This is a genomic window from Xanthomonas sp. DAR 80977 (assembly GCF_041240605.1).
GTDB lineage: Bacteria > Pseudomonadota > Gammaproteobacteria > Xanthomonadales > Xanthomonadaceae > Xanthomonas_A > Xanthomonas_A bundabergensis.
This window is the reverse complement of the sequence record NZ_CP162487.1, coordinates 2,545,947-2,567,338: the sequence shown is the minus strand read 5'-3', so window position 1 is coordinate 2,567,338 and position 21,392 is coordinate 2,545,947. Positions and strand designations below refer to the sequence as shown.

Sequence of the window (21,392 nt, the reverse complement as noted above, 5' to 3'; positions counted from 1 at the left end):
GTTCATCCTGGCCTACGGCCAGGGCTATTCATGCATTTGCACTGCCCTATGCCTTCACCAGCTTCGCAGCCTTGGGATCGTAGATGTAGCCGGTGATGCTGCCATCCTTGATGCGCGCGACGGCCTCGTCGATAACGAACAGCGGAACAAGAAACCACTCCTCGGGCTGCACGGGGTGACCGAAGCGGTCATTGATAGTGATGTTCAACCGTGCGGTCGCGAACAGCCTGTGGAACAGGTTCTCCATCCGAATGCGATTGATCCCCGCGAGCTTGTAGGTCGCAACGACCTCGACCTTTGCCAGCAGATATGTCGCTTCGTTCTCGGCGTTGGCGATGCGCGTTTCAACCCTGCCGCCCGTCACGCCCATCTTGTGGATGATGTCGCGGTGCTGGGCGACGTAGGGATGATCGGACAGGGAGCGCAGGACGTAGATCGTGCCGCTTTCCACATCATCCGCCTCAAGCTCGCCGCCAAAGGAGAGTTGCCCGCTCTCGGGCGAGGCCAGCCGCCGCGCGGCAGGGTCGTTGTAGAACGCACGCTGGAGCGAGCGCAGCAGCAAATTGCTTTCGGTGCCGTTGGAGAAGATGAGGCGCAGGCGGCGGTCCACCTCCCCGGCGGTGGTTTTCAACGGCTCGCCGACCTCGGCAACGTAGAGAGTAAGGCCATCGAGAACGAAAAAGTCCCCGGCTTCAATCGCACGGCGACCCGCTTCGATGGGCTGGGACTGGCGCATACCGGTCTTGACTTCCGCTTGCACGCGCTCGAACAAGGGCCGGAAGGTTTCGAAGTCCTCGCAGGGCTTGCGATCCGCGACCTCCTCGGCGGCGCGCTTTTCGGCGCTGGTACGGACATGGCGCAAGACCGTGATGTCGTCCGCGCCGGCAACATCCGCTAGTTCGGCAGCCAGGTCGTCGATGTCGATAGTTTCGTCCGCTGAAGCGGCAACGGTCGATGCCCCAGCAAGCAAGCCCTGATGGTCCAGCGGCTCAATCAAGGTGCGGCAATCCGGTAGCGCGCGTAGACGGTCGAGCCGCACGGCATATAGGCGCTCGAATATGTCGCGGTCTTCGCCATGCTGAGGCGCACGCCCGTGCTGCTCTGTGAAGCGTTGGATTTCCTCGAAGCCGGCAATGACACGCTCCTCGCTGGCTGGGCGGCCATTTTTCTTCTCAGGCGGCGCGAACTCGGCCAGCTCTGCCGCCAGGTCGTCAAGATCGGAGTTACTCATAGCGTCCCTCCGCCCTGAACCGCATGAAGGCGGCCGCACCTTCGGCAAGGTGCTTTTCCCAGGCGTCCTGCGAGGTAACCGATGGAGCCCTCCCACGTTCGCGTTTGAACTCAACCGCGCGCTTGGCGATCACTTTGGCATCTTCAGGCGTGATAGAGGTGCGTTTGGCCGAGATGGCCGCCGCGACCTGCTTCAAGCTGTCCTCGCTCATTGTCTTGGCGAGGATGGCATAGGCTTCGCCAAAGGGGTTGATGCGGTCGATGAGGTCAATGTCCAGCTCGCGCACGTCCATCGCAAAGCGGCGCACGCCATCGATCAGGGCGGTGTTGGGCGATCCGTCGCTCTCGCCTTCGGTGACAAGCCGCTTGGCCTGCTGCGTAAGGTTGAGGGCGGCGATGGCGTGCTGGCGTACCGCCTCCTGATCTTCAGCGTCAAGCTCGGGATATTTGTCCTTGATGATCTTGCCCATGCGAACCTGCGTGAGCTCCTCGGGAACCAGCTCTTCGTCGAACAAGCCACGCTCGATGGTGTGCTTGTCCTGCACGAAAGCCGCGATCACTTCGTTCAAGTCTTCCTGGCAGATGCGCGCTGCCTCTTTGCTCTTGGGTTCGGCGAGGCCCTTGATCTCGATCTGGTAGGCCCCTGTCTGCTCATTGACACCGATGTTGCAGCGGTCCGGGTCATAGCCACCCTCGCCATAATTAAAGCCTGGCGTCGGGCCGCTGTCGGGATTCTTGGGCTTGAACTCGAAGCGCGGAGCGAGAACCTGCTCCATCAGCAGACTCGCCGCGATGGCCTTCAACGTATCGTTAATGGCCTCGGTGACCGCTTCCTCGGTCGCGTCCGGCTCGGCGATAAGGTTGGTGAACCTCGCGCGAGTCTTTCCAGGCGCATCTCGGGTGGCACGACCAATGATCTGAACGATCTCGGTCAAGCTGGCACGGTAGCCCACGGTCAGCGCGTGTTCGCACCAAATCCAGTCGAAGCCTTCCTTCGCCATACCCAGCGCGATGATGATGTCCACATGGTCGCGATTGTTCTTCTGAGCCGGGTCTTTCAACGCGGCGGACACTCGGTCGCGCTTCGAGGCATCGTCATCGACCAGATCAGCGATGCGCAACACGCGGTCATCGGGGAGCTTAACGAGCTGGAACCCTGTGGTGGCGTCGATGCCATGCCACTCCCCCAGCGCCTCGATGATGTGCTCCACCTCGCGCATTTTGTCCTTCGTGCTTTCGCGCGAATTGACGTTGGGGATGTGGATGATGGTCTTCTCAACAGGGTCGAGGACATTGAGAATGTCATCGACATAAGGCCCGCTGTAGAAGAAATAGCCGATGTCGAGTTGCTTGAGGTACTCGTAGCCGTTGAGCTGTTCGTAGTAGGTGTAGGTAACGGTATCGAATTTCGACTCGTCGTGCGGAGCGAGGACGGCCTCCGCGTCGCCCCGGAAGTAGGAGCCGGTCATGGCGACGATGTGCGTCTTGTCTCGCGCGATGAACTGGCCCAGGTGCGTGCCCAGCTTGTTGTCGGGGTTGGCCGAAACGTGATGAAACTCATCGACGGCGATCAGACGGTCGTCGAACGCCTCGATGCCATAGGCATCGACCGCGAATCGGAAAGTGGCGTGCGTGCAGACCAGCACCTTGTCGTCGCCTTCGAGGAACGCGCCGAGGGACTTGACCTTACCGCCGTTGTCGTTGCCTGGCGCATTGCACAAGTTCCACTTTGGCTCGACGTGCCAATCAGCCCAGAAGCCGTACTTTGACAGCGGCTCATCGTTGAAGCTGGCCCCGATGGACTTCTCGGGCACGACGATGATGGCTTGCCTCAAGCCCTGGTTCTGCAATTTGTCGAGCGCCACGAACATCAGGGCGCGACTCTTACCCGAAGCGGGCGGCGACTTGATGAGCAGGTACTGCTCGCCCCGCTTGTCATAGGCCCGCTCCTGCATCGGACGCATACCGAGCGCATTAGCCTTGGTTGATGCACCGTTACGCGCATACGTAACAGATACGGAGGGGACGCTCCGAGGTTTGATGTTGTTCATGAGGAAGGTCTCGCTTCGGTGCTGCGTTGTGCCGGCTTTGCTGTCATGTGATATGGCCATAACGCCTGCCGCTGTTCATGACACGAACCTCCGCCAGACGGTCACCGAAAGATGTTTCGAAATCGTCCGCCTCCAATGCCTGTTGATTTGCACCGAACCCTGAGCCGGGTTTTGCACTGAAAAGTGAGCCACCCCAGATGAGGTGCAGCTTAGCTTAGTTAGCGCTGGATACTGGGCGATGGCGCTCCTTCCTGATGTCTTGATGATGGCGATAGCGATAGCTGTCGTTGCCTGTCTCGATGATGTGGCAGCGATGCGTGATGCGATCGAGCAGGGCCGTCGTCATCTTGGCGTCGCCGAAGACATTGGGCCATTCGGCGAAGCTCAGGTTGGTCGTGATGGCGAGACTGGTGTGCTCGTAGAGCTTGCTGATGAGGTGAAACAGCAAGGTGCCGCCGGCCTGCGAAAACGGCACATAGCCCAGCTCATCGAGAATGACGAGATCGACATGGGCCAGCCGATTCGCAAGCAGACCTTGCTTGCCGGCGGCTTTCTCCTGTTCCAGTGCGTTGACGAGCTCGATGGTCGAGAAGAAGCGAACATAGCGGCGCAGATGCCGCACCGCTTGTACGCCGAGCGCGGTAGCCAGATGGGTCTTACCAGTGCCAGGCCCGCCAACGAAAACCAGATTGTGCCGCTCGTTCATGAAGTCACCGCGGTGCAGTTGGCGCACGAGCGCTTCATCGACAGCCGACTGAGAAAAGTCGAAATTGCTGAGATCTCGGTAGTGCGGAAAGCGCGCGCACTTGAGCTGATACGTGATCGAGCGGACATCGCGCTCAGCGACCTCGGCCTTGAGGAGCAGATCCATCAGCGGCAGAACCTCGTGATAACGAGGACCACCTTGCTGAGCCAGCTCCTGCAGGGTCTGCGCCATGCCGTGCAAGCGAAGATGCTTGAGCGTGACGATCAGTGCGTCATGCGACATGGTTCACCTCGCGCAGCTCGTCGTAGCGTGCGACGTTGGCACGTGGCTCATCCTTCAGCTGCAGCAGCGGCGGTGCATCCAGCGGAGCGGGAGGCGCTTCGCCGAGCAGGCGGCTGAGCAGATTGAGGATGTGTGCTTTGGAGGCGACGCCGGCTTCCAGCGCGAGCTCGACAGCGGTCAACACAGACTGCTCGTCGTACTGCAACACCAGCGACAGGATCTCAACCATCTCCCGATCGCCGCCGGAACGCTGCAGCAGGATGCCTTGCAGTGCACGGAAACCATCCGGCATGGTTTTGAACGGTGCGCCGTTGCGCAGTGCGCCCGGTTTTCGCTGCACAGCGCCAAGATAGTGGTGCCAATCAAAGATCGTGCGACCACCGTGATGAGCGCGCTGGATATAGCGCGTATGCTCGGCGACGATATTGCCTTCGGCCACCATCAGCACGCGGTCGTGATACAGCCGTACGCTGATGGGTCGGTTGGCGAAGCTGGCCGGCACGCTGTAGCGATTGCGATCGACGTGCACGAGACAAGTGGGTGTGACGCGTTTGGTTTGTTCGACGAAGCCGTCGAACGGCGCCGAGATCGGCATCAGCTCCGCCAGTTCATCCTGCAATACTTCGGCGATCGTGCGATGCGGAAGCTCAGGATGTGGCAGCGTTTGCCACAGCGCTCTGCAGCGCTGATCCAGCCAATCATTAAGGGCATCCAGCGACGCAGTCGCCGGTGCGTCACCCCAGAGACGATGACGTGCATCGCGCACGTTCTTTTCGATTTGTCCCTTCTCCCAACCCGATGCTGGGTTGCAGAACTCGGCTTCGAAGAGGAAGTGATTCACCATCGTCGCAAAGCGCAGATTGACGTCGCGCTGCTTGCCCTTGCCGACCTTGTTAACCGCCGTCCTCATGTTGTCGTAGATGCCGCGGCGCGGAATCCCGCCGAACGCGGCGAAGGCACGGTTATGTGCGTCGAACAGCATTTCATGTGTCTGCAACCAGTACGCGCGGAGCACGAAGGCCCGGCTGTGGCTGAGCTTGAACTGCGCAACCTGCAGCTTCACTTTCTCGCCGCCGATGCGCGCGTGGTCTTCGCTCCAGTCGAACTGAAAGGCTTCGCCAGGCGCAAAGCTCAGCGGAACGAAAGCCTTGCCTGCACCCTTCGTGCGATCCAGCTCGGCCTGCTTCCAGGTGCGCGCAAACGCTGCCACGCGGTCGTAGCTCCCGGTATAGCCCTTCGCCTGCAATGACGCGTGAATCTGCCGGATCGTCTTGCGGTATTTGCGTGGAGAACGCTGGTTCTCGGCCAGCCAGTCGGCTAATTCCGACGCAAACGAATCCAGGGCGCTATGGCCGCGGCGCTCGGGGTAGTTCGGCGCCAGCGCGCCGGACTTCAGATATTTGTCGATGGTGTTGCGTGACAGCCCTGTACGGCGAGCTATCTCTCGCACGGACAGCTTGTCGCGGAAGTGCATCCTGCGGATGAACGTGAGTTGAGCCATGTCGATCACTCCTGATGCTCCGGGTCGGTGAACGACACCAGAGTGTGGGAGGTGGCTCAAATTTCGATGCAAAACCCTATGAAAACTGGCTCAGTTTTCAGTGCAAATCAACATCAGGTCTTCGGCCTCGAAGTCCGCGCCGTCCGTAGCAAGGATGAACTTCGCCTTGGCCTTGGCCGTCGCAGGGCTGGCCTTGAGAGCGGCCAGCGTCTGCGTCACCCGCCCAGCGTCGCTGGTCAGAATGTGGATGTTGCTGGTCTGGAGAACACCGCCGAGGTCGGATTTGTTCGACGCCCCCGCACGCAGGCGCTTGATTGTCGTCGCCTTGTTGCCAAAGGCTTCAAGGAAGGCGTAGGGGAACTCTGCACGGTCGAAGGGCTGCTCCGCGAGGTCGGTGATGGCTTGTTCGATTTCTACGGCATTCATCGGCGTGCAGCCCCCCCTAGGGGCGAGGCCGCCAAGTTGCTATCGTTTTGCGGGGCGCTCATGTCTTGTCCTGCGTCTTCTCGGCTATCTGCGCGGCAATCCAGCGATCCAACTCGCTGCGACGAAACCGCCAGGTGCCGCCCAGCTTGAATCCCGGTATCTCCCCCTGCTGGGCCAGCCGGTATACGGTCTTCTTCCCTGCCTTGAGGTAGACCGCCACTTCATCCAGCGTGAGAATTTCGCTATCGGGTTGGTTCATTTCAGGCGGCTCGCTTGGTGTCGCGCGGCGAAGTCTTCCAAAGTTTGGCCAAGTTTACCATTTGAGCTGCCCGAATGAACCCGGAATCTCATGTGGCGAAGCCACAGATTCGGCCGGCGCTCCGCCCTGCGGCAAGTTCGCCACACCAGCTTGACGGCAACGCCATGTGCTTTGGCCGCCAGGTCGTAAATGGATTACGCCAAGAAGGTGGACGGCGTGTCTTTTTCCAAGGAAAGCAGGCAACGTAGTAGCCTGTGGCCTCATCTGGATGAGACGGGCTGAGCAATATCAGCGTAAGGCGTGCGATGGGCAAAGAGGAAACAGAGAAAGTGGATATGGAACATTGGCTACATGAACGGATCGGCCCAGCCTACGATGCGTTGAAGGCCGACCCAGGCCGCGCCGTTACCGCTGACCAGGTGCGCACCCGTCTGGCCGACATCGCCCAAGCTATCGAACTGGCCCGCCGCGTCGATGCGGACCTAGAATCCCTAACGCCCTTTGACCCGGCCGAAGACCTGACCACCGCCGAAGCCGTGGCCGCATTCTTGGCGGACGCCGAGGCCACGGCCGACCCGGCTTATATCGAGCACGCGCACCAGGTCGCGGCACGTGCGCGAACCATGCACGGCATCGCGTCGTGAGCGAGCTGGCCAGCATCGCCATTCCTGGCGGTGCTGCAGTTGGATCTCATCGCCGGAAATGACGATGCGAGATCCACGCCAAGGGGAAGAGTAAGGCGGGGCGTCATCGCCCCATCTGGCGATGCTCGAGCGCCGGCGCGCATCGCCACTTCCGACGATGCAGGCCCGGAGACAACAAGGGCAGCCATTGGCTGCCCTTGTTGTTCCTAGTATGTGGCTTACGCTGGGTGAAGCGACTGGCGCACGGCATTCAGTGCCTCACGGAAGTCCGCCGGCGTCGCTCGGCCCGTCTCGGCCTGGTAGAAGACGACCATGAAGGCATTGGCGACTGCTTCGGCCAGCGGCCCGAGCTGCCGGGCTGCATCCTGGTCAATCCAGTCTAGGGCCGCGAGCTGCACGGCCGCATGATGCACTGCCTGAGTTGCGTTGGTAGGATTCAAAGTTGCCATGATTCACCTCTCCATCAGGTGGGTTAATGGAAGTGTCGGCCGGCCCCACGCCGGCCGACGCGCCTTTCACGCCGGCGTCGTGCGATTCACGAAAGCAGCGACTTCATCATCGGGATCGGCCGCCTGATTACCGGCCTGCTCGCCGGCCAAGCTGTCGCCATCGAAGGCAGGAGCCTCTGCCGCAGTGCTGGCTCGGATCGCCGTTGCCACTTGGCCGCCGATCGTTTGGTCCATGCGTTCGTGGAAGCCCTCCGCAAGTTGCACCGCCTTGCCCCTGAGCACGGCACCCGCACCCTTCGCCAGCTCGCCGGCGGTGCCCGCAGCCAATGCTGCGGCACGAGTCAGGCCACTGCGGCCAGTGCTGCCTGGTGCGGCCTGCTGCCCCTGCCCAACACCGCCGGCTGAGGGCTTGGGTTCACTCTTGGCCGACTTGTCGGCACCGTCGCCGGTGCTGGTGGTCGAACTGCTGCCCTTGTCGCCGGCGCCGCCCTTGTCACCCCCCTTCGAGCCGGCCGAGCTGCTGCCGCCACCCGACGACGAGCCCCCGAAGCCCGCAGCCTGCGCGAAGGGCGATCCCCCTGCGCCGGCTGAGTCCTGACCGCCCGAAGCACCCGCGCCCCCCACGCTCGCCATCATGTCCATGCCCGCGCCGGCATCGCCGGTCGCGCTGCCTTGGGCCTTCTCGAAGGCGGCTTTGACGGCCGAAGCCCCGCCGGCGAGGTTGGCCGCGCCACTCATCACGGCAGCGCCGGCCATGCTTGCAGCGCCGGCCGCAACACTGGCAGCCCCCATCGCGGCACCAACAGCAGCGCCCGCACCGAAGTTGCCGATGCCACCGACGTTCCCAACGCCCGTACCGGAAATCACGCCGGCGACCAGCGGCGGCACGCGATTGACCAGCAGCAGCAACGCCAGGCAGAACACCAGCATCACGCCCAGCTCCTCGAAGTTCAGTGTGCCCTTGCTCATCTTGGCGTAGAAGCTGGACAGCAGATCATTCCCGATGCCAACAAGCAGCACCATCGTCATGATCTGCACGGCGACGCCCAGCACGGTCTTGTAGTAGTTGATCGCCATGTCGGAAGTCCAACGCGATCCGCCGAAGCCGAGGAAGAAGATGCCGGCATAGGACAGCAGCCAGGCTGACACGAGCAGCAGCAACATGTTCACGGCGATGACAGCCAGCAGAAGCAGGATGCCGGCGCTCAAGACCACGCCCACAAAGCTGTCGATGGGCGACCAGGCCGACAGGTTGTTGATGGCCTGCTTCCAGATCAGGAAGCCCACATCGACGATGCCCGACGGCGTGATCGAGGAGATACCGGAAGCCTGCTCGCCAATCCTGGACAGCGACTGGATGATCGAGTTGGCAAAGTTCGGCCCATTGCGCAGCAACCAGAGGAAGAAGCCGAAGAACAGGATGAACCTGATGAACTCGGCGAAGAACTCACCAATGTCAGCCTTGCGCAGCGCCATGAAGCCGAAGGTGATGACCAGCGAGATCGTGCCCAGCGTCCAGAACAAGAACGTCGCGGCATTCATCACCACCGTCTGCCAGGCCGTGGCCCGCGTGGCGAACTCCGTTACCACTTGGTCAAGCATCCCCTGGTTGGTGAGCTGGGCCGACGCGGCTGTGGAGTAGAGCGCGAGCGCGACGCCGATCAGCGCCGCCTTGTGCAGTGCTTTCATGGCTTCGCCTCCTGCCCCTTCGAGTCTTTCGGGTCGGCCAGTTCCAGCCAGTTCATCGGCTTCTCGGTCGGGGCGATGCCGCCGCCGGTCCGCGACCGGCGCGAGCACAGCCCGGCGAAAGTTTCGCGCGTCGCCTTGTCCTCGATCTTTTTGATCTTCTCGATCTGGCAGTTCGCGTCATTGACCTCGGGCATGGCCTGGGTGGCCGGCTTGCTGTCGCAGCCGGCCAGCAGCGCCACCACGAGGCCGGCAAGCAGCATCGTCGGTTTCATGGTGTCAGCCTCCCTGGTCAGCGGGTCAGTTCGAGCCAGTTTTTCGGGCTTGCCGTTTTCCCGATCCGCGATTCCGTCGAAGCGGCGTGCGCCGCCTGCTGCCGGGCCTCAAGGTCGGCGTCGGCCTGCTGATCGCGCAGCAGAACGCGATGGCAACCAAGATGCAGGCCGACGCCGACAAGGAAGCCCAGCAGGCGGCAGCGGCCGCACAACTGCGCCAGGGCAGCTACCGGGCCAGCCCGGCGCGCACCTGGTAAGGGGGATTCATGAAAGCAATCAAGGCTCTGTCCTTGGCCTCGGCCGCCCTCGTGGCGGCCTTGGTCGCCGGCTGCGACAACAAGCCGGCCACGGCCCCCATGCCGGAAGTGAACGACGAGAACTGCAAGCCCGAGAACATCGCCAAGATCGAGGACAAGGGCGTCCAGCAGGCTTTTTCGTCGCTGTGCTTGCGTCGTGGTGGGGATTTCAAGCCCAGCCCGAAACGCGAATGGTGAGGTGCTGACGATGAGAATGCCAGCCAATCTAAAAACCCTCGCCCTGCCGCTGTTCGTCTGGCTGGCGTTCTTCGCGGTCGATGCCCACGCGGCCATCGACAACGCCGGCGTGTTCGATAGCGTGCTGGATCGCTACCAGGCCGCCGCGAGCGGCTGGGCCGGTGTCATCACCACGGCCGCAACCTGGCTCTTCTGGACGCTGGTTGTGATCTCGATGGTCTGGACGTTCGGCATGATGGCCTTGCGCAAGGCCGACATTGGCGAGTTCTTCGCGGAGTTCGTCCGCTTCACGATCTTTACCGGCTTCTTCTGGTGGGCGCTGACCAACGGCCCTAACTTCGCCTCGTCCATCTATGCGTCGTTGCGGCAGCTCGCCGGCAACGCGACGGGCCTGGGCAATGCTCTGTCGCCCTCGGGCATCGTGGACGTGGGCTTTGCGATCTTCGACAAGGTGATGGATCAGTCCTCGGTGTGGTCGCCGGTGGACAGCATGGCCGGCATCCTCATGGCCGTGGCGATCCTGGTCATCCTGGCCCTGGTCGGTGTGAATATGCTTCTGCTGCTCGCGTCGGGCTGGGTGCTCGCCTACGGCGGCGTGTTCTTCCTCGGCTTCGGTGGTTCGCGCTGGACTTCCGACATGGCGATCAACTACTACAAGGTCGTCCTGGGCGTGGCCGCGCAGCTCTTCGCAATGGTGCTCCTGGTGGGCATCGGCAAGACCTTCCTCGATGACTACTACTCGCGCATGAGCGCCGGCATCAGCCTCAAGGAAATGGGCGTGATGCTGATCGTCGTCATCATCCTCTTGGCGTTGGTCAACAAGATTCCGCCGCTCATCGCCGGGATCATCACCGGCGCGAGCGTGGGCGGTGCCGGCATCGGCCAGTTCGGTGCAGGCGCTGCGTTGGGTGCCGCAGGCATGGCAGCAGCAGCGGCCGCGACCGGCGGCGCCGCTCTGGCCGCCGGCGCAGCCTCGGCCGCCGGTGGTGCCTCTGCCGTCATGGCCGCCTTCTCGAAGGCCAATGAGAACGTGTCGGCAGGCACGGACGTTATGTCGGCCTTCTCGGGCGGCGGCAGCTCGGGCGGCGGTGCGGGCGGCGGCGGCGACGCCGGCACCGGCAGCACGCCCTTCGCTCAGGCTGCGGGCTTTAGCGGCAGCTCCGGCGGTGGCTCTTCGTCGGGTGGCGGCAGCCCCTCGACCGGCAGCAGCTCGGGCAGCTCGAAGGGCGGCGATAAGGGCGGCGGCAAAGCCGACGCCGGCGGCCAGGGCAGCAGCTCGACGGCCAGCACCGGCAGCAGTGCCGACAAGGCCGCCAAGAACGAACCCAAGCCCGCCGGCGGGGCAGGGCAAGGGCAGCAGGCCGCACCGGGCAGCACCGGCCCCGGCTTGCTCGCATCGGCCGCATCGGCCCTCGGCACGGCCGGCCGCATCGCCGCCGACGCCGGCGCGAACTTGGCGAAGGGAACCGCCGATGTTGCCAAGGCCAAAGCCGCGAGCCTGCGCGAAGCCGCAGCCGAGCGGATCGCCGACACCACTGGCGGAAAGATCGCCGCCGCGATCAAGGCGCAAGGAAGCGGCACGGCCGAGAACATCGACGTGCCCGACCAGCAGCCCGCGCCGAGCTTCGGCGACAACAGCCTGGCAGGCGGCCCCGCCGATGCCGATCCCGAGTCCGAAGTAGCTGCGTTCGCCAACCGCGAGCAAGGCCGCGACGGCACAACTGCGTAACCAAGGAGAGTCCAACCATGAAGAAGAAACTGTTTGCCCTGGCCGCCCTCGTGGCAGCCCTCGGATCGACCGCCGGCACGGCCAGCGCGCAAGACGTGCTGACCGGCGACACGCGCCTGGCCTGCGAGGCGATCCTGTGCCTGTCGTCGGGCACGCGCCCGAGCGAATGCACGCCGTCGCTGTCGCGGTACTTCAACATCACGAAGCGCAAGCTGTCGGACACGATCCGCGCCCGCCTGAACTTCCTCCAGCTTTGCCCGGTGGCGAGCCAGACGCCGGAAATGCAGTCGCTCGTGTCGGCGATCTCGCGCGGCGCTGGCCGTTGCGACGCGCAGTCGCTGAACTCGACGTTGGTGATGTGGACGGGCGGCTACGACGATGGGCGCACGTACATCAGCAACCAGTTGCCTGACTACTGCGGGGCCTACACCGGCCACGCCTACACCGACTTCGCCAGCAGCGGCACGCTGCCGCGCTATGTCGGGACGCCAGAGCGGGGCGGGTATTGGGTCGAAGCGCGCGACTATGACCGCGCCTTGGCCGAGTACAACGAACGCATCCGGCGCGAGGACGAAGAGCGCCGCCGTCAGTCCTGGCTGAACTGAGGGAGGGGAGGGCATGCCGTTCTTCGCCGATCTGCCGCCGCAGCTCCAGGAGCGCGTCGTCTGCTCGATCTCGGCCGCCGTCAAGTACGAGGTGCCGGTCAACATCGTGTTGGCCGTCGCCGAGAAAGAGGGCGGCAAGCCGGGCCAGTGGGTGCGCAACTCGAATGGCACGCATGACGTTGGCCCGATGCAGTTCAACACCGCGTACCTGGGCGACCTGGCCCGATACGGCATCACGGCGAACGATGTGGCGGCTGCCGGCTGCTACTCGTTCGACCTGGCCGCCTGGCGGCTGCGGATGCACATCCGCAACGACAAGGGCGACCTCTGGACGAAGGCGGCGAACTACCACTCGCGCACGCCGCAGTACAACGCGGTGTACCGGGCCGACTTGATGCGCAAGGCGTCGAAGTGGGCCGATTGGCTCGAAGCTCGGTTCGTCACGCTTGACGTGACGAAGGCCGGGGCCACGCCCTCGACGCCCAGCCAGCCCGCGACGGTGGCCCAGCGGGCGACGCCGGCGGCCAGGCCGGCACCAGCACCCCAGCAGGCCGCCCCAGCGGCCGCAGCAGCTCGCAGCGTGTCGGTGGCCGGCTACGTGCCCCGCACGGTGTCTTTCAACACTTCACGCGAGGGGTCGGCCGAGTAGGCCGGCTCTTCCGATTTAGCGGCTAAACATGGACAAATTCCACGCCTTCATGATGCGGTACACGCTGGGCGTCGGCCGGTTGCTTCAAGCCTATTGCAAGTGGGCGGAAGGACAGGCCAAGAACCAGCTCGATTTGCTTCTGCTGGGCCTCGGCCCGATCTTCGCCTTGGGCCTTCTGCTGTGGGCGCTGCCGGCGTGGATCGGCAAGCCCATCGCCTTCGTGCTCTCACTGCCAGCGCTCTACATCATCTTCCTGGTGCTGCGCGCCTACGCGATTCGCGGGGGCCGGCGCTGATGAAGGCCCTGCGGATTCCTGATGGAACCGTCGAAGCGTTGAAGTGGCTCGCACTGGTTCTCATGACCGGCGATCACGTCAACAAGTACCTGTTCAACGCGACGCTGCCGGTGCTGTTCGAGGCCGGCCGCGTGGCGCTCCCCCTTTTCGTGTTCGTCCTGGCCTACAACCTGGCCCGGCCGGGCACGCTCGAACGCGGCGTGTACGGCCGCACCATGTCGCGCCTGGCGATGTTCGGCGCGCTGGCCTCCGTGCCCTTCGTGGCCCTCGGCGGCCTGTACGCCGGTTGGTGGCCGCTCAACGTGATGTTCACGCTGCTGGTCGTCACGGCCACGGCTTACCTGGTCGAACGTGGCGGCAAGCTGCACCTGGCGGCCGCCGGCGTGGTGTTCCTGGTCGGCGGCAGCTCGGTCGAATATTGGTGGCCGGCCGTGGCTTTCGGCCTGGCGGTGTGGTCGTACACGCGCCGGCCGAGCTGGGCCGCCGCGGCGGTCGCGGTGCTGGCCTGCGCGGCCCTGTGGTTCGTCAATCGCAACCTGTGGGCCTTGGCAGCCCTGCCGGTGCTCTTCCTGGCCTCGCGGGTGGATGTGCGCGTGCCGCGCCTGCGCTGGGCCTTCTACGCCTATTACCCGCTGCACCTGGCCTCGCTCTGGTTGATCCGCATCCCCATGAGCAAGGCCGGCTACCTGTTCTTCTGATTGGAGTCCTGCCCCATGCGAAAACCCGTTCTTCTGGCCCTCTCTCTGGCGTTCCTGGTCAGCGCGCAAAGCGCACTGGCCGCCGGCGACGCCGGCAACTTCGGCACGCCGATCAAGTCCGGCGTATCGGTGTCCTTCACCGGCAGCAACGCCCAGGGCGATCACCCGATCATGGATGGCAAGCGGCACCGCGTGCCGGTCGAGGGCGGCAAGAAGGGCGCGCTCGATGGCTTCTACGTGGGCCACCTGGACGGGCACCCGGCCGGGCGGATCATCAACAACAAGACCGGCACGGACATTACCTGGAAGAGCAAGGGCTACGCCTTGAGCGACCAGGAGAAGGCCAAGCTCCAGGCCGAGGCGGCCGAGAAGCTGGCACAGCGAGCCGTCGAGCAGGACAAGGCCCAGGAGGCCACCGCGCAGCGCGTCGGTCGGCAGATGGCCGACCTCGTGCCCATCGAGCAGCCGACGCCCTACCTGCAAGCCAAAGGCATCCAGGCGCAGGCCGGCGTGATGACCGACCGCGAAGGCCAGAAGACCTACATCCCGGCCTTCGACGCAGAGGGCAAGCAATGGACGATGCAATACATCCAGGAGGACGGCACTAAGCGGTTCGCCAAGGACTCGAAGAAGGAAGGATGCTTCCACCCGGTCGGCGGCATGGACGCCCTGGCGGCCGCGCCGGCGCTGGTGATCTCGGAGGGCTACGCCACGGCGGCCCAGGTGGCCGAGGCCGTGGGCCACGCCACGGTCGCCGCCTTCGACAGCGGCAACCTTGAGGCCGTGGCGAAGGCGCTGCACGCCAAGTTCCCGGACAAGCCGGTCATCATCGCCGGCGACGACGACCGGCACCTGGTCATGACCCACGGCAACAACCCCGGCCGGGAGAAGGCCGAGGCGGCCGCCCAGGCCGTGGGCGGCAAGGCGATCTTCCCGATCTTCGCGCCGGCCGAGAACACCTACCCGCGCGACTTGCCCGCCATCACGCCCGACAGCTTCAAGACCCACCTGCGCGCCGAGCAGCGCCTTGCCGACGCCGCCGCCGGCAAGGTCGAGCTGGCCGGCGACGAGGCGGCCAAGCTCAAGGCGTCGATGTTGAGCGGCGCGCAGATCGCGGCGCTGTCCACGATGAAGCAGCACACCGACTTCAACGACTTGGCGCACAAGAGCGAGCTGGGCATCGAGGGCGTGAAGCGGCAGATCGGCGCGGCCATCAGCCAGGTGCAGCGCGACGAGCAGCAGCACCAGGAGCAGAAGCACGTCGAGAAAAAGCAACAGCAGATCGAGCAGCGCCCACGGCGGGCCGCTCGCATCGGATAAGTCGAAAAATCCGGCTAAAGTGGCCGAGCTGCACATCAGGCCGCGCGGTTTTCCTCCCTGATCGCCGGCGCGGTTTCTTCCTCCCTGAACCGCATGCAGACTTGCCGCCTCGGACACCCCGAGGCGGTTTTTTTTCGCCTCGCTCGGGGTCTCCTCGTTTTCAGTGCAATAAGTGACGGTACGCAAAGCTAGCACTGGCGCGGGGGTGGTCTGGGTAGACCGTTGATTTCATTGACTTTCCTGTTCGCTTTGTAAACGGGTATGGTGGCCTCCCACTTTTGAGGTTCACGATGCAGGGTTGGCACACAACGTTTTTGGGGATGCGTGGGCTCCCCCGCGATATCAGCGACTTCGAGATGAAGGCATTTTTCACCTTCGATGGTGCCGAGCGCGACGCAATCAATGCACGCCGAGGTGATTCCCACAAGCTTGGTCTGGCGCTCCATATTGGTTTCCTGCGCATGAGTGGGCGTTTGCTCGGTGCCTTTCGGGTAATTCCAGTAGCCTTGTGGCGCCACCTTGGCAACGAGCTTGGCATTGCAGCACCAGAAGTCGCCTCGCTGAGAGCCATGTATGAACGCGGGCGCACGCTATTCGATCACCAACAAGTAGCCTGCACGGTCCTTGGATTCCAGTGGATGAGCGAGCACCAGCGCCGCTCACTGGTACGTGAACTGCGCGACGAAGTGGCGCGCTGCGCCGACCGCGATCAGCTACTCGTGCGGGCGCGTCAATGGCTGTACAAGAACAAGCTGGTGATCGTGCACGAGCGGGCAATTCGGACACTGATTGCGGCGGCACTTGCCCAGCTTGAAGTTGAAACAGGCACCGCCATCGCCGCCAGCGTTGATCCAGCAACACTTGATCGCTGGCGAGCCTCAGTTTCAGAGCTGCGCCCAGATGGACAAACCCAGCAGAGTTGGCTATGGGCTGCACCGGCGAAACACTCAACCCGCCAAATCAGCGAGGTACTGGAGCGCATCGACCTGCTTTACACGCTGGACGTTCATAAGCACCTGGCAGACATCCCCGATCTCATCTTGCGCCGCTACGCGCGCCGACTTGTCTCCAGGCCGCCCTCAGCCGGAGCCAAGATCAAAGAGCCAGCGCGCACCGTGGAGGTCGCATGCTTTCTTCGGTATTGCCTGTTCACCACCACAGACCAGTTGATCCTTATGGTGCAGCGCCGGATCGCCGATCTGTGGCGTCAGGCTGCCGCCGATGTCCCCGCTACCGTCAATTGGGCCGCAATGTACAAAACGCTGCTCGGCGAACTTGTTGCCTTGAGCGCGCAAGGTGCGGTGCCAGATGCTGAGTTGCGTGCCCGTCTTGAAGCCTTGATCACCGAAACCCAGAAACGCAAACCACCGAGCAGGGCCTCCCTGGTCCGCGAGGGATTGATTGATGGAATTCGCCCCGTGCGGTCGTTGCTCGTCGCCATTGCAAAGCTGCCCTGGCAGGCCACCGGCGAGCATCCTGCCATCGAGTACCTTGCCAAGCTGCAAGCTTTATATCTCAAAGGATCCAGAAAGCTGCCAGTTGAAGTGGTGGCACCAAGTCTGGGAATGATCTGGCAGGTTTCGATCTCCAGCCCAGACCGGGAACGGGCGTTTCAGGCGTTGGAGGTGGCCACCCTGTTTGCCCTGCGCCGCGCGGTGCGCAATGGCTCGGTCTGGATTGAGCACAGCCTGAGCTTTCGGGGTCGTGCGCGCTTGTTCTTCACGGACGAGCGTTGGCAGGCAGAGTCCAAGAAACACTATGCCCGTCTATCGTTACCCAGCAAGGCTGCCACTTTCTTGAAGCCTTTGCTGGCCAGAGTAACTGCCGGTGTCGATGCGGTGGCCGCTGCAGCCCGCAGTGGCGTACTGCGCGTGGATGATGAACTCCATTTGTCGCCATTGCCCGCAGAGGACGAAGACCCAGAAGTGACCAAGCTGCGCGCGGCTTTGGATCACCGCATCGGTGAGGTTCAATTGCCGGAAGTGATTCTGGCCGTTGACGCCCAGGTGCGCTTTAGCTGGATCATGCTCGGACGTGAGCCGCGCTCTACCGACGAGCTGCTGATGGTCTATGCCGGCATCATGGCCCACGGCACCAGTCTGACTGCGGTCGAATGCGCGCGCATGATTCCGCAGCAGAAGGCGGCGCGGCAGTGCTGCCTCAACTTCGGGTGTCACGTCTGTGCTCCTTGAAGAAGCGGCGCCGTCGGTCTGTGCCGGCGGCGCCGCCTTGAGAGGTCGTCCGGCGCACCCACGATCAGCGGGTGCACCTGCTGCTTAGCGCTGACTTCAGCTCAGTTCGCCGCCGAAGCGCTGCACGCCCTTGCCGGTGGCAAAGTTGTGCAGTCCGAAGCTCGGGAAGGTGCCGCGCAGGCCTTCGAACTTGCCGGTGGAATCGACCACCTTGTGCATGACGGTGAGCGAGACCTCGTCGATGCCCGGCACCTGGATGCCTGTGGCGGTGTCGACCGTCGAGATGCGGCTGCCGTCGCGGCTCATGAATTCATGAACCATCGTGAAGCTCGCGCGGCCGTCGACGAACTTGATTTCACTGGTGGCCTTGGCCCAGATCGGGCCGTCGAAGTCACCGTCGCCGGTGGCCAGGAAGGTTTCGATATGCGGCAGGTATTGCACGGCGGCGAAAGCGCCGATGCTGAGGGGCTTGGACATGATGCACTCCTAGGTTGGTGTTGGCCTGATGAATAGGCCGCGGGGACGGACGCTGCCGACGCTCGTCACGCCGGCAGCACCGGGATCACTTGCTGTTGCTCAGGCGGAAGCTGATCACCTTGGCAGCGTCCGTCTTGGAAGCGTTGACGACCTGCGTGTCGGGTGCGCTCTTGGGCTGATAGAACGTTTGACCCGTCAGATAGACGATCGGCGCTTCACCGCGCACTTTGACGCTGACCGCACCCTTGTCGTCGTATTCGTGGCGGTATAGCTTGCCGCCGCGCCGGCTGTCCATCACGTAGGGCGGATCGGCGTAGACGAACTCGGAGCCGGTGAACTGGTGGGACTCCAGCCAGGCCACGGCGTCGCCGTGGTGCAGCTCCAGGCCGGGCACGTCGAGCTGCTGCCAGACCTCGATCACCTCGGGATCAACGTCGATGCCGACGCTGCGGGCAGCGGGCCGCTTGCGCTCCAGGATGTTGCCGCCGCCCAGGTGCGTTTCGATGTACGTGTCGTGAGGCGGGATGTTGTTGATGATCGTCTGGTAGACGCCGGCACCGCCCTTGCCGCCGGGGTATCTCATGGCCTTCTTCCTGGAGTAAATCGGGACTTGGCCAGCATCGTCAGAAATGGCGATGCTGTCAAGGGAAGCCGGCCGGGCCTGCATCGTCAGAGCCGACGATGCGAAGCTGCTGGAGCGTCCTGCAGCACCGCCAGGAATGGCGATGCCGGATCGCTCAGTAGGTGGGGATGTAGACCACCTCAATGTCCACGCGCTGGTTCTCGCGCCGGCCCTCGGCCGTCGAGTTGTCTGCCACGAAATCGGCGGCCGATGCGAAGTTCACCATGATCTTGAGCGGCGAGACGCCGCGCGCCACCAAGTACGACCTGGCCGAGAGCGCACGGCGTAGTGCAAGGGCCTCATCGGCCGCGCTGGGCCGTAGTGTGCTGGTGCGCCCGCTGATGTAGATGATCGCCGCATTCCTAGCGTCGGCCAGCAGCTCCAGGGCCTCTGGCGTCGGCTGGAATGTCGCGCTGCTGTCGGGGAAGGACACCGATACGCCGGACTTGATCGGCGTGCCGAAGTTGCCGGCGTCGCCGGCGGCCAGTGCGCTTTGCGCGCTGACCAGGAACGCCAGAGAGAGGGCCAGAAGAACGGGTTTTCGCATGGGGCAGGACTCCAATCAGAAGAACAGGTAGCCGGCCTTGCTCATGGGGATGCGGATCAACCAGAGCGAGGCCAGGTGCAGCGGGTAATAGGCGTAGAAGGCCCAGCGCAGGCGCGGCACGCGCACATCCACCCGCGAGGCCAGGAAGAGCACCGGCAGGGCTGCCAAGGCCCACAGGTTGCGATTGACGAACCACAGGGCCGCGCAGGCCAGCACCGCGACCGCCGCGGCGGCCCAGCTCGGCCGGCGCGTGTACGACCACACCGCCAGGCCGAAAGCCACGGCCGGCCACCAATATTCGACCGAGCTGCCGCCGACCAGGAACACCACGCCGGCGGCCGCCAGGTGCAGCTTGCCGCCACGTTCGACCAGGTAAGCCGTGGCCGTGACGACCAGCAGCGTGAACATCACGTTGAGCGGCCACCAACCGGCGTACAGGCCGCCGAGGGCCACGAAGGGCACGGAGGCCAGCGCGCCGAACATCGCCAGGCGCGACATGGTGCGGCCGTACACGCCGCGTTCGAGCGTGCCCGGCCGGGCCAGGTTGTAGGCCAGGACGAACACGAAAAGGGGGAGCGCCACGCGGCCGGCCTCGAACAGCACCGGCAGCGTCGCGTTGAACAGGTACTTGTTGACGTGATCGCCGGTCATGAGAACCAGTGCGAGCCACTTCAACGCTTCGACGGTTCCATCAGGAATCCGCAGGGCCTTCATCAGCGCCGGCCCCCGCGAATCGCGTAGGCGCGCAGCACCAGGAAGATGATGTAGAGCGCTGGCAGTGAGAGCACGAAGGCGATGGGCTTGCCGATCCACGCCGGCAGCGCCCACAGCAGAAGGCCCAAGGCGAAGATCGGGCCGAGGCCCAGCAGAAGCAAATCGAGCTGGTTCTTGGCCTGTCCTTCCGCCCACTTGCAATAGGCTTGAAGCAACCGGCCGACGCCCAGCGTGTACCGCATCATGAAGGCGTGGAATTTGTCCATGTTTAGCCGCTAAATCGGAAGAGCCGGCCTACTCGGCCGACCCCTCGCGTGAAGTGTTGAAAGACACCGTGCGGGGCACGTAGCCGGCCACCGACACGCTGCGAGCTGCTGCGGCCGCTGGGGCGGCCTGCTGGGGTGCTGGTGCCGGCCTGGCCGCCGGCGTCGCCCGCTGGGCCACCGTCGCGGGCTGGCTGGGCGTCGAGGGCGTGGCCCCGGCCTTCGTCACGTCAAGCGTGACGAACCGAGCTTCGAGCCAATCGGCCCACTTCGACGCCTTGCGCATCAAGTCGGCCCGGTACACCGCGTTGTACTGCGGCGTGCGCGAGTGGTAGTTCGCCGCCTTCGTCCAGAGGTCGCCCTTGTCGTTGCGGATGTGCATCCGCAGCCGCCAGGCGGCCAGGTCGAACGAGTAGCAGCCGGCAGCCGCCACATCGTTCGCCGTGATGCCGTATCGGGCCAGGTCGCCCAGGTACGCGGTGTTGAACTGCATCGGGCCAACGTCATGCGTGCCATTCGAGTTGCGCACCCACTGGCCCGGCTTGCCGCCCTCTTTCTCGGCGACGGCCAACACGATGTTGACCGGCACCTCGTACTTGACGGCGGCCGAGATCGAGCAGACGACGCGCTCCTGGAGCTGCGGCGGCAGATCGGCGAAGAACGGCATGCCCTCCCCTCCCTCAGTTCAGCCAGGACTGACGGCGGCGCTCTTCGTCCTCGCGCCGGATGCGTTCGTTGTACTCGGCCAAGGCGCGGTCATAGTCGCGCGCTTCGACCCAATACCCGCCCCGCTCTGGCGTCCCGACATAGCGCGGCAGCGTGCCGCTGCTGGCGAAGTCGGTGTAGGCGTGGCCGGTGTAGGCCCCGCAGTAGTCAGGCAACTGGTTGCTGATGTACGTGCGCCCATCGTCGTAGCCGCCCGTCCACATCACCAACGTCGAGTTCAGCGACTGCGCGTCGCAACGGCCAGCGCCGCGCGAGATCGCCGACACGAGCGACTGCATTTCCGGCGTCTGGCTCGCCACCGGGCAAAGCTGGAGGAAGTTCAGGCGGGCGCGGATCGTGTCCGACAGCTTGCGCTTCGTGATGTTGAAGTACCGCGACAGCGACGGCGTGCATTCGCTCGGGCGCGTGCCCGACGACAGGCACAGGATCGCCTCGCAGGCCAGGCGCGTGTCGCCGGTCAGCACGTCTTGCGCGCTGGCCGTGCCGGCGGTCGATCCGAGGGCTGCCACGAGGGCGGCCAGGGCAAACAGTTTCTTCTTCATGGTTGGACTC

The 21,392-nt window shown here is 64.0% G+C and carries 22 protein-coding genes and 4 pseudogenes; 10 read left to right on the top strand and 16 right to left on the bottom strand.

The window, feature by feature from the left end:
• Positions 1-46: 46 nt before the first annotated feature.
• From AB3X10_RS11010 to mads1, 6 genes and pseudogenes are all read right to left on the bottom strand, one after another.
• Complete coding sequence (locus AB3X10_RS11010) at positions 47-1,231, bottom strand: GIY-YIG nuclease family protein (protein ID WP_011666578.1); 1,185 nt, start codon at positions 1,229-1,231, stop codon at positions 47-49.
• A complete protein-coding gene (locus AB3X10_RS11005; RefSeq protein WP_016254285.1) occupies positions 1,224-3,281 on the bottom strand; it encodes a DEAD/DEAH box helicase in 2,058 nt (685 codons plus the stop codon). The genes AB3X10_RS11010 and AB3X10_RS11005 overlap by 8 nt, the downstream gene beginning before the upstream one ends.
• 214 nt (positions 3,282-3,495) lie before the next feature.
• Positions 3,496-4,269, bottom strand: coding sequence for an IS21-like element helper ATPase IstB (istB, locus tag AB3X10_RS11000; RefSeq protein WP_369981432.1), 774 nt, complete (start codon positions 4,267-4,269; stop codon positions 3,496-3,498).
• Positions 4,259-5,770, bottom strand: coding sequence for an IS21 family transposase (gene istA / locus AB3X10_RS10995; RefSeq protein ID WP_369981430.1), 1,512 nt, complete (start codon positions 5,768-5,770; stop codon positions 4,259-4,261). The genes istB and istA overlap by 11 nt, the downstream gene beginning before the upstream one ends.
• Positions 5,771-5,884: 114 nt before the next feature.
• A pseudogene (locus AB3X10_RS10990) lies at positions 5,885-6,196 on the bottom strand (type IIL restriction-modification enzyme MmeI); the annotation flags it as partial.
• A gap of 58 nt (positions 6,197-6,254) precedes the next feature.
• Positions 6,255-6,455, bottom strand: a complete 201-nt coding sequence (gene mads1, locus AB3X10_RS10985) for a methylation-associated defense system helix-turn-helix domain-containing protein MAD1 (RefSeq protein WP_010378957.1) — start codon at positions 6,453-6,455, stop codon at positions 6,255-6,257.
• A 305-nt stretch (positions 6,456-6,760) separates the two neighbouring features.
• Here mads1 and AB3X10_RS10980 point away from each other — a divergent pair, with 305 nt between their 5' ends.
• Positions 6,761-7,099 (top strand): hypothetical protein, encoded by a 339-nt coding sequence (locus tag AB3X10_RS10980; RefSeq protein ID WP_016254287.1) that lies wholly within the window; start codon positions 6,761-6,763, stop codon positions 7,097-7,099.
• Between the two features lie 218 nt (positions 7,100-7,317).
• Here the strand turns inward: AB3X10_RS10980 and AB3X10_RS10975 are convergent, their stop codons facing one another.
• From AB3X10_RS10975 to trbK (AB3X10_RS10965), 3 genes are all read right to left on the bottom strand, one after another.
• On the bottom strand, positions 7,318-7,548 hold the full coding sequence (locus tag AB3X10_RS10975) for a type I toxin-antitoxin system ptaRNA1 family toxin (RefSeq protein ID WP_011347386.1): 231 nt from the start codon (positions 7,546-7,548) through the stop codon (positions 7,318-7,320).
• A gap of 66 nt (positions 7,549-7,614) precedes the next feature.
• Positions 7,615-9,237: a P-type conjugative transfer protein TrbL gene (trbL, locus tag AB3X10_RS10970; protein ID WP_175927292.1), complete on the bottom strand. Its 1,623-nt coding sequence runs from the start codon at positions 9,235-9,237 to the stop codon at positions 7,615-7,617.
• Positions 9,234-9,509 carry an entry exclusion lipoprotein TrbK gene (trbK, locus tag AB3X10_RS10965; protein ID WP_011666573.1) on the bottom strand — a complete coding sequence of 92 codons (276 nt, stop codon included), beginning with the start codon at positions 9,507-9,509 and terminating at the stop codon, positions 9,234-9,236. Before trbK (AB3X10_RS10965) ends, trbL (AB3X10_RS10970) begins: the two co-directional genes overlap by 4 nt.
• 122 nt (positions 9,510-9,631) lie before the next feature.
• Here trbK (AB3X10_RS10965) and AB3X10_RS10960 point away from each other — a divergent pair.
• The 9 genes and pseudogenes from AB3X10_RS10960 to AB3X10_RS10920 form a co-directional block, all read left to right on the top strand.
• A pseudogene (locus AB3X10_RS10960) lies at positions 9,632-9,766 on the top strand (conjugal transfer protein TrbJ); the annotation flags it as partial.
• Positions 9,767-9,775: 9 nt separating this feature from the next.
• The gene (gene trbK / locus AB3X10_RS10955; protein ID WP_000644148.1) at positions 9,776-10,003 is read left to right on the top strand and encodes an entry exclusion lipoprotein TrbK; all 228 of its coding nucleotides are present in this window, start codon (positions 9,776-9,778) and stop codon (positions 10,001-10,003) included.
• Between the two features lie 10 nt (positions 10,004-10,013).
• Positions 10,014-11,732 carry a P-type conjugative transfer protein TrbL gene (gene trbL / locus AB3X10_RS10950; protein WP_011114051.1) on the top strand — a complete coding sequence of 573 codons (1,719 nt, stop codon included), beginning with the start codon at positions 10,014-10,016 and terminating at the stop codon, positions 11,730-11,732.
• A gap of 17 nt (positions 11,733-11,749) precedes the next feature.
• Positions 11,750-12,337, top strand: coding sequence for a TrbM/KikA/MpfK family conjugal transfer protein (locus tag AB3X10_RS10945; protein WP_010890138.1), 588 nt, complete (start codon positions 11,750-11,752; stop codon positions 12,335-12,337).
• Between the two features lie 13 nt (positions 12,338-12,350).
• Positions 12,351-12,986, top strand: coding sequence for a transglycosylase SLT domain-containing protein (locus AB3X10_RS10940; protein ID WP_011114052.1), 636 nt, complete (start codon positions 12,351-12,353; stop codon positions 12,984-12,986).
• Between the two features lie 28 nt (positions 12,987-13,014).
• A complete protein-coding gene (locus AB3X10_RS10935) occupies positions 13,015-13,281 on the top strand; it encodes a hypothetical protein (RefSeq protein WP_010890140.1) in 267 nt (88 codons plus the stop codon).
• Positions 13,281-13,979: a TraX family protein gene (locus tag AB3X10_RS10930; RefSeq protein ID WP_011114053.1), complete on the top strand. Its 699-nt coding sequence runs from the start codon at positions 13,281-13,283 to the stop codon at positions 13,977-13,979. Before AB3X10_RS10935 ends, AB3X10_RS10930 begins: the two co-directional genes overlap by 1 nt.
• 132 nt (positions 13,980-14,111) lie before the next feature.
• Positions 14,112-15,299 (top strand): annotated as a pseudogene (locus tag AB3X10_RS10925) (toprim domain-containing protein); the annotation flags it as partial.
• A 290-nt stretch (positions 15,300-15,589) separates the two neighbouring features.
• Positions 15,590-17,443, top strand: a pseudogene (locus tag AB3X10_RS10920) (Tn3-like element IS1071 family transposase); the annotation flags it as partial.
• A gap of 144 nt (positions 17,444-17,587) precedes the next feature.
• On the opposite strand, the gene AB3X10_RS10915 reads toward AB3X10_RS10920, so the two are convergent.
• The 7 genes from AB3X10_RS10915 to AB3X10_RS10885 all read right to left on the bottom strand — a co-directional run bounded on the left by AB3X10_RS10915 (position 17,588) and on the right by AB3X10_RS10885 (position 21,382).
• Positions 17,588-17,968, bottom strand: coding sequence for a hypothetical protein (locus tag AB3X10_RS10915; protein ID WP_011655359.1), 381 nt, complete (start codon positions 17,966-17,968; stop codon positions 17,588-17,590).
• Between the two features lie 85 nt (positions 17,969-18,053).
• A complete protein-coding gene (locus AB3X10_RS10910; protein WP_011655360.1) occupies positions 18,054-18,551 on the bottom strand; it encodes an SAM-dependent methyltransferase in 498 nt (165 codons plus the stop codon).
• Between the two features lie 154 nt (positions 18,552-18,705).
• The gene (locus AB3X10_RS10905; RefSeq protein WP_001665065.1) at positions 18,706-19,137 is read right to left on the bottom strand and encodes an OmpA family protein; all 432 of its coding nucleotides are present in this window, start codon (positions 19,135-19,137) and stop codon (positions 18,706-18,708) included.
• Between the two features lie 15 nt (positions 19,138-19,152).
• Complete coding sequence (locus AB3X10_RS10900) at positions 19,153-19,851, bottom strand: TraX family protein (RefSeq protein ID WP_011114053.1); 699 nt, start codon at positions 19,849-19,851, stop codon at positions 19,153-19,155.
• Positions 19,851-20,117, bottom strand: coding sequence for a hypothetical protein (locus AB3X10_RS10895; RefSeq protein WP_010890140.1), 267 nt, complete (start codon positions 20,115-20,117; stop codon positions 19,851-19,853). Before AB3X10_RS10895 ends, AB3X10_RS10900 begins: the two co-directional genes overlap by 1 nt.
• Before the next feature lie 28 nt (positions 20,118-20,145).
• Positions 20,146-20,781, bottom strand: a complete 636-nt coding sequence (locus AB3X10_RS10890) for a transglycosylase SLT domain-containing protein (protein WP_011114052.1) — start codon at positions 20,779-20,781, stop codon at positions 20,146-20,148.
• 13 nt (positions 20,782-20,794) lie between these two features.
• Positions 20,795-21,382, bottom strand: coding sequence for a TrbM/KikA/MpfK family conjugal transfer protein (locus AB3X10_RS10885; protein ID WP_010890138.1), 588 nt, complete (start codon positions 21,380-21,382; stop codon positions 20,795-20,797).
• Positions 21,383-21,392: the final 10 nt, after the last annotated feature.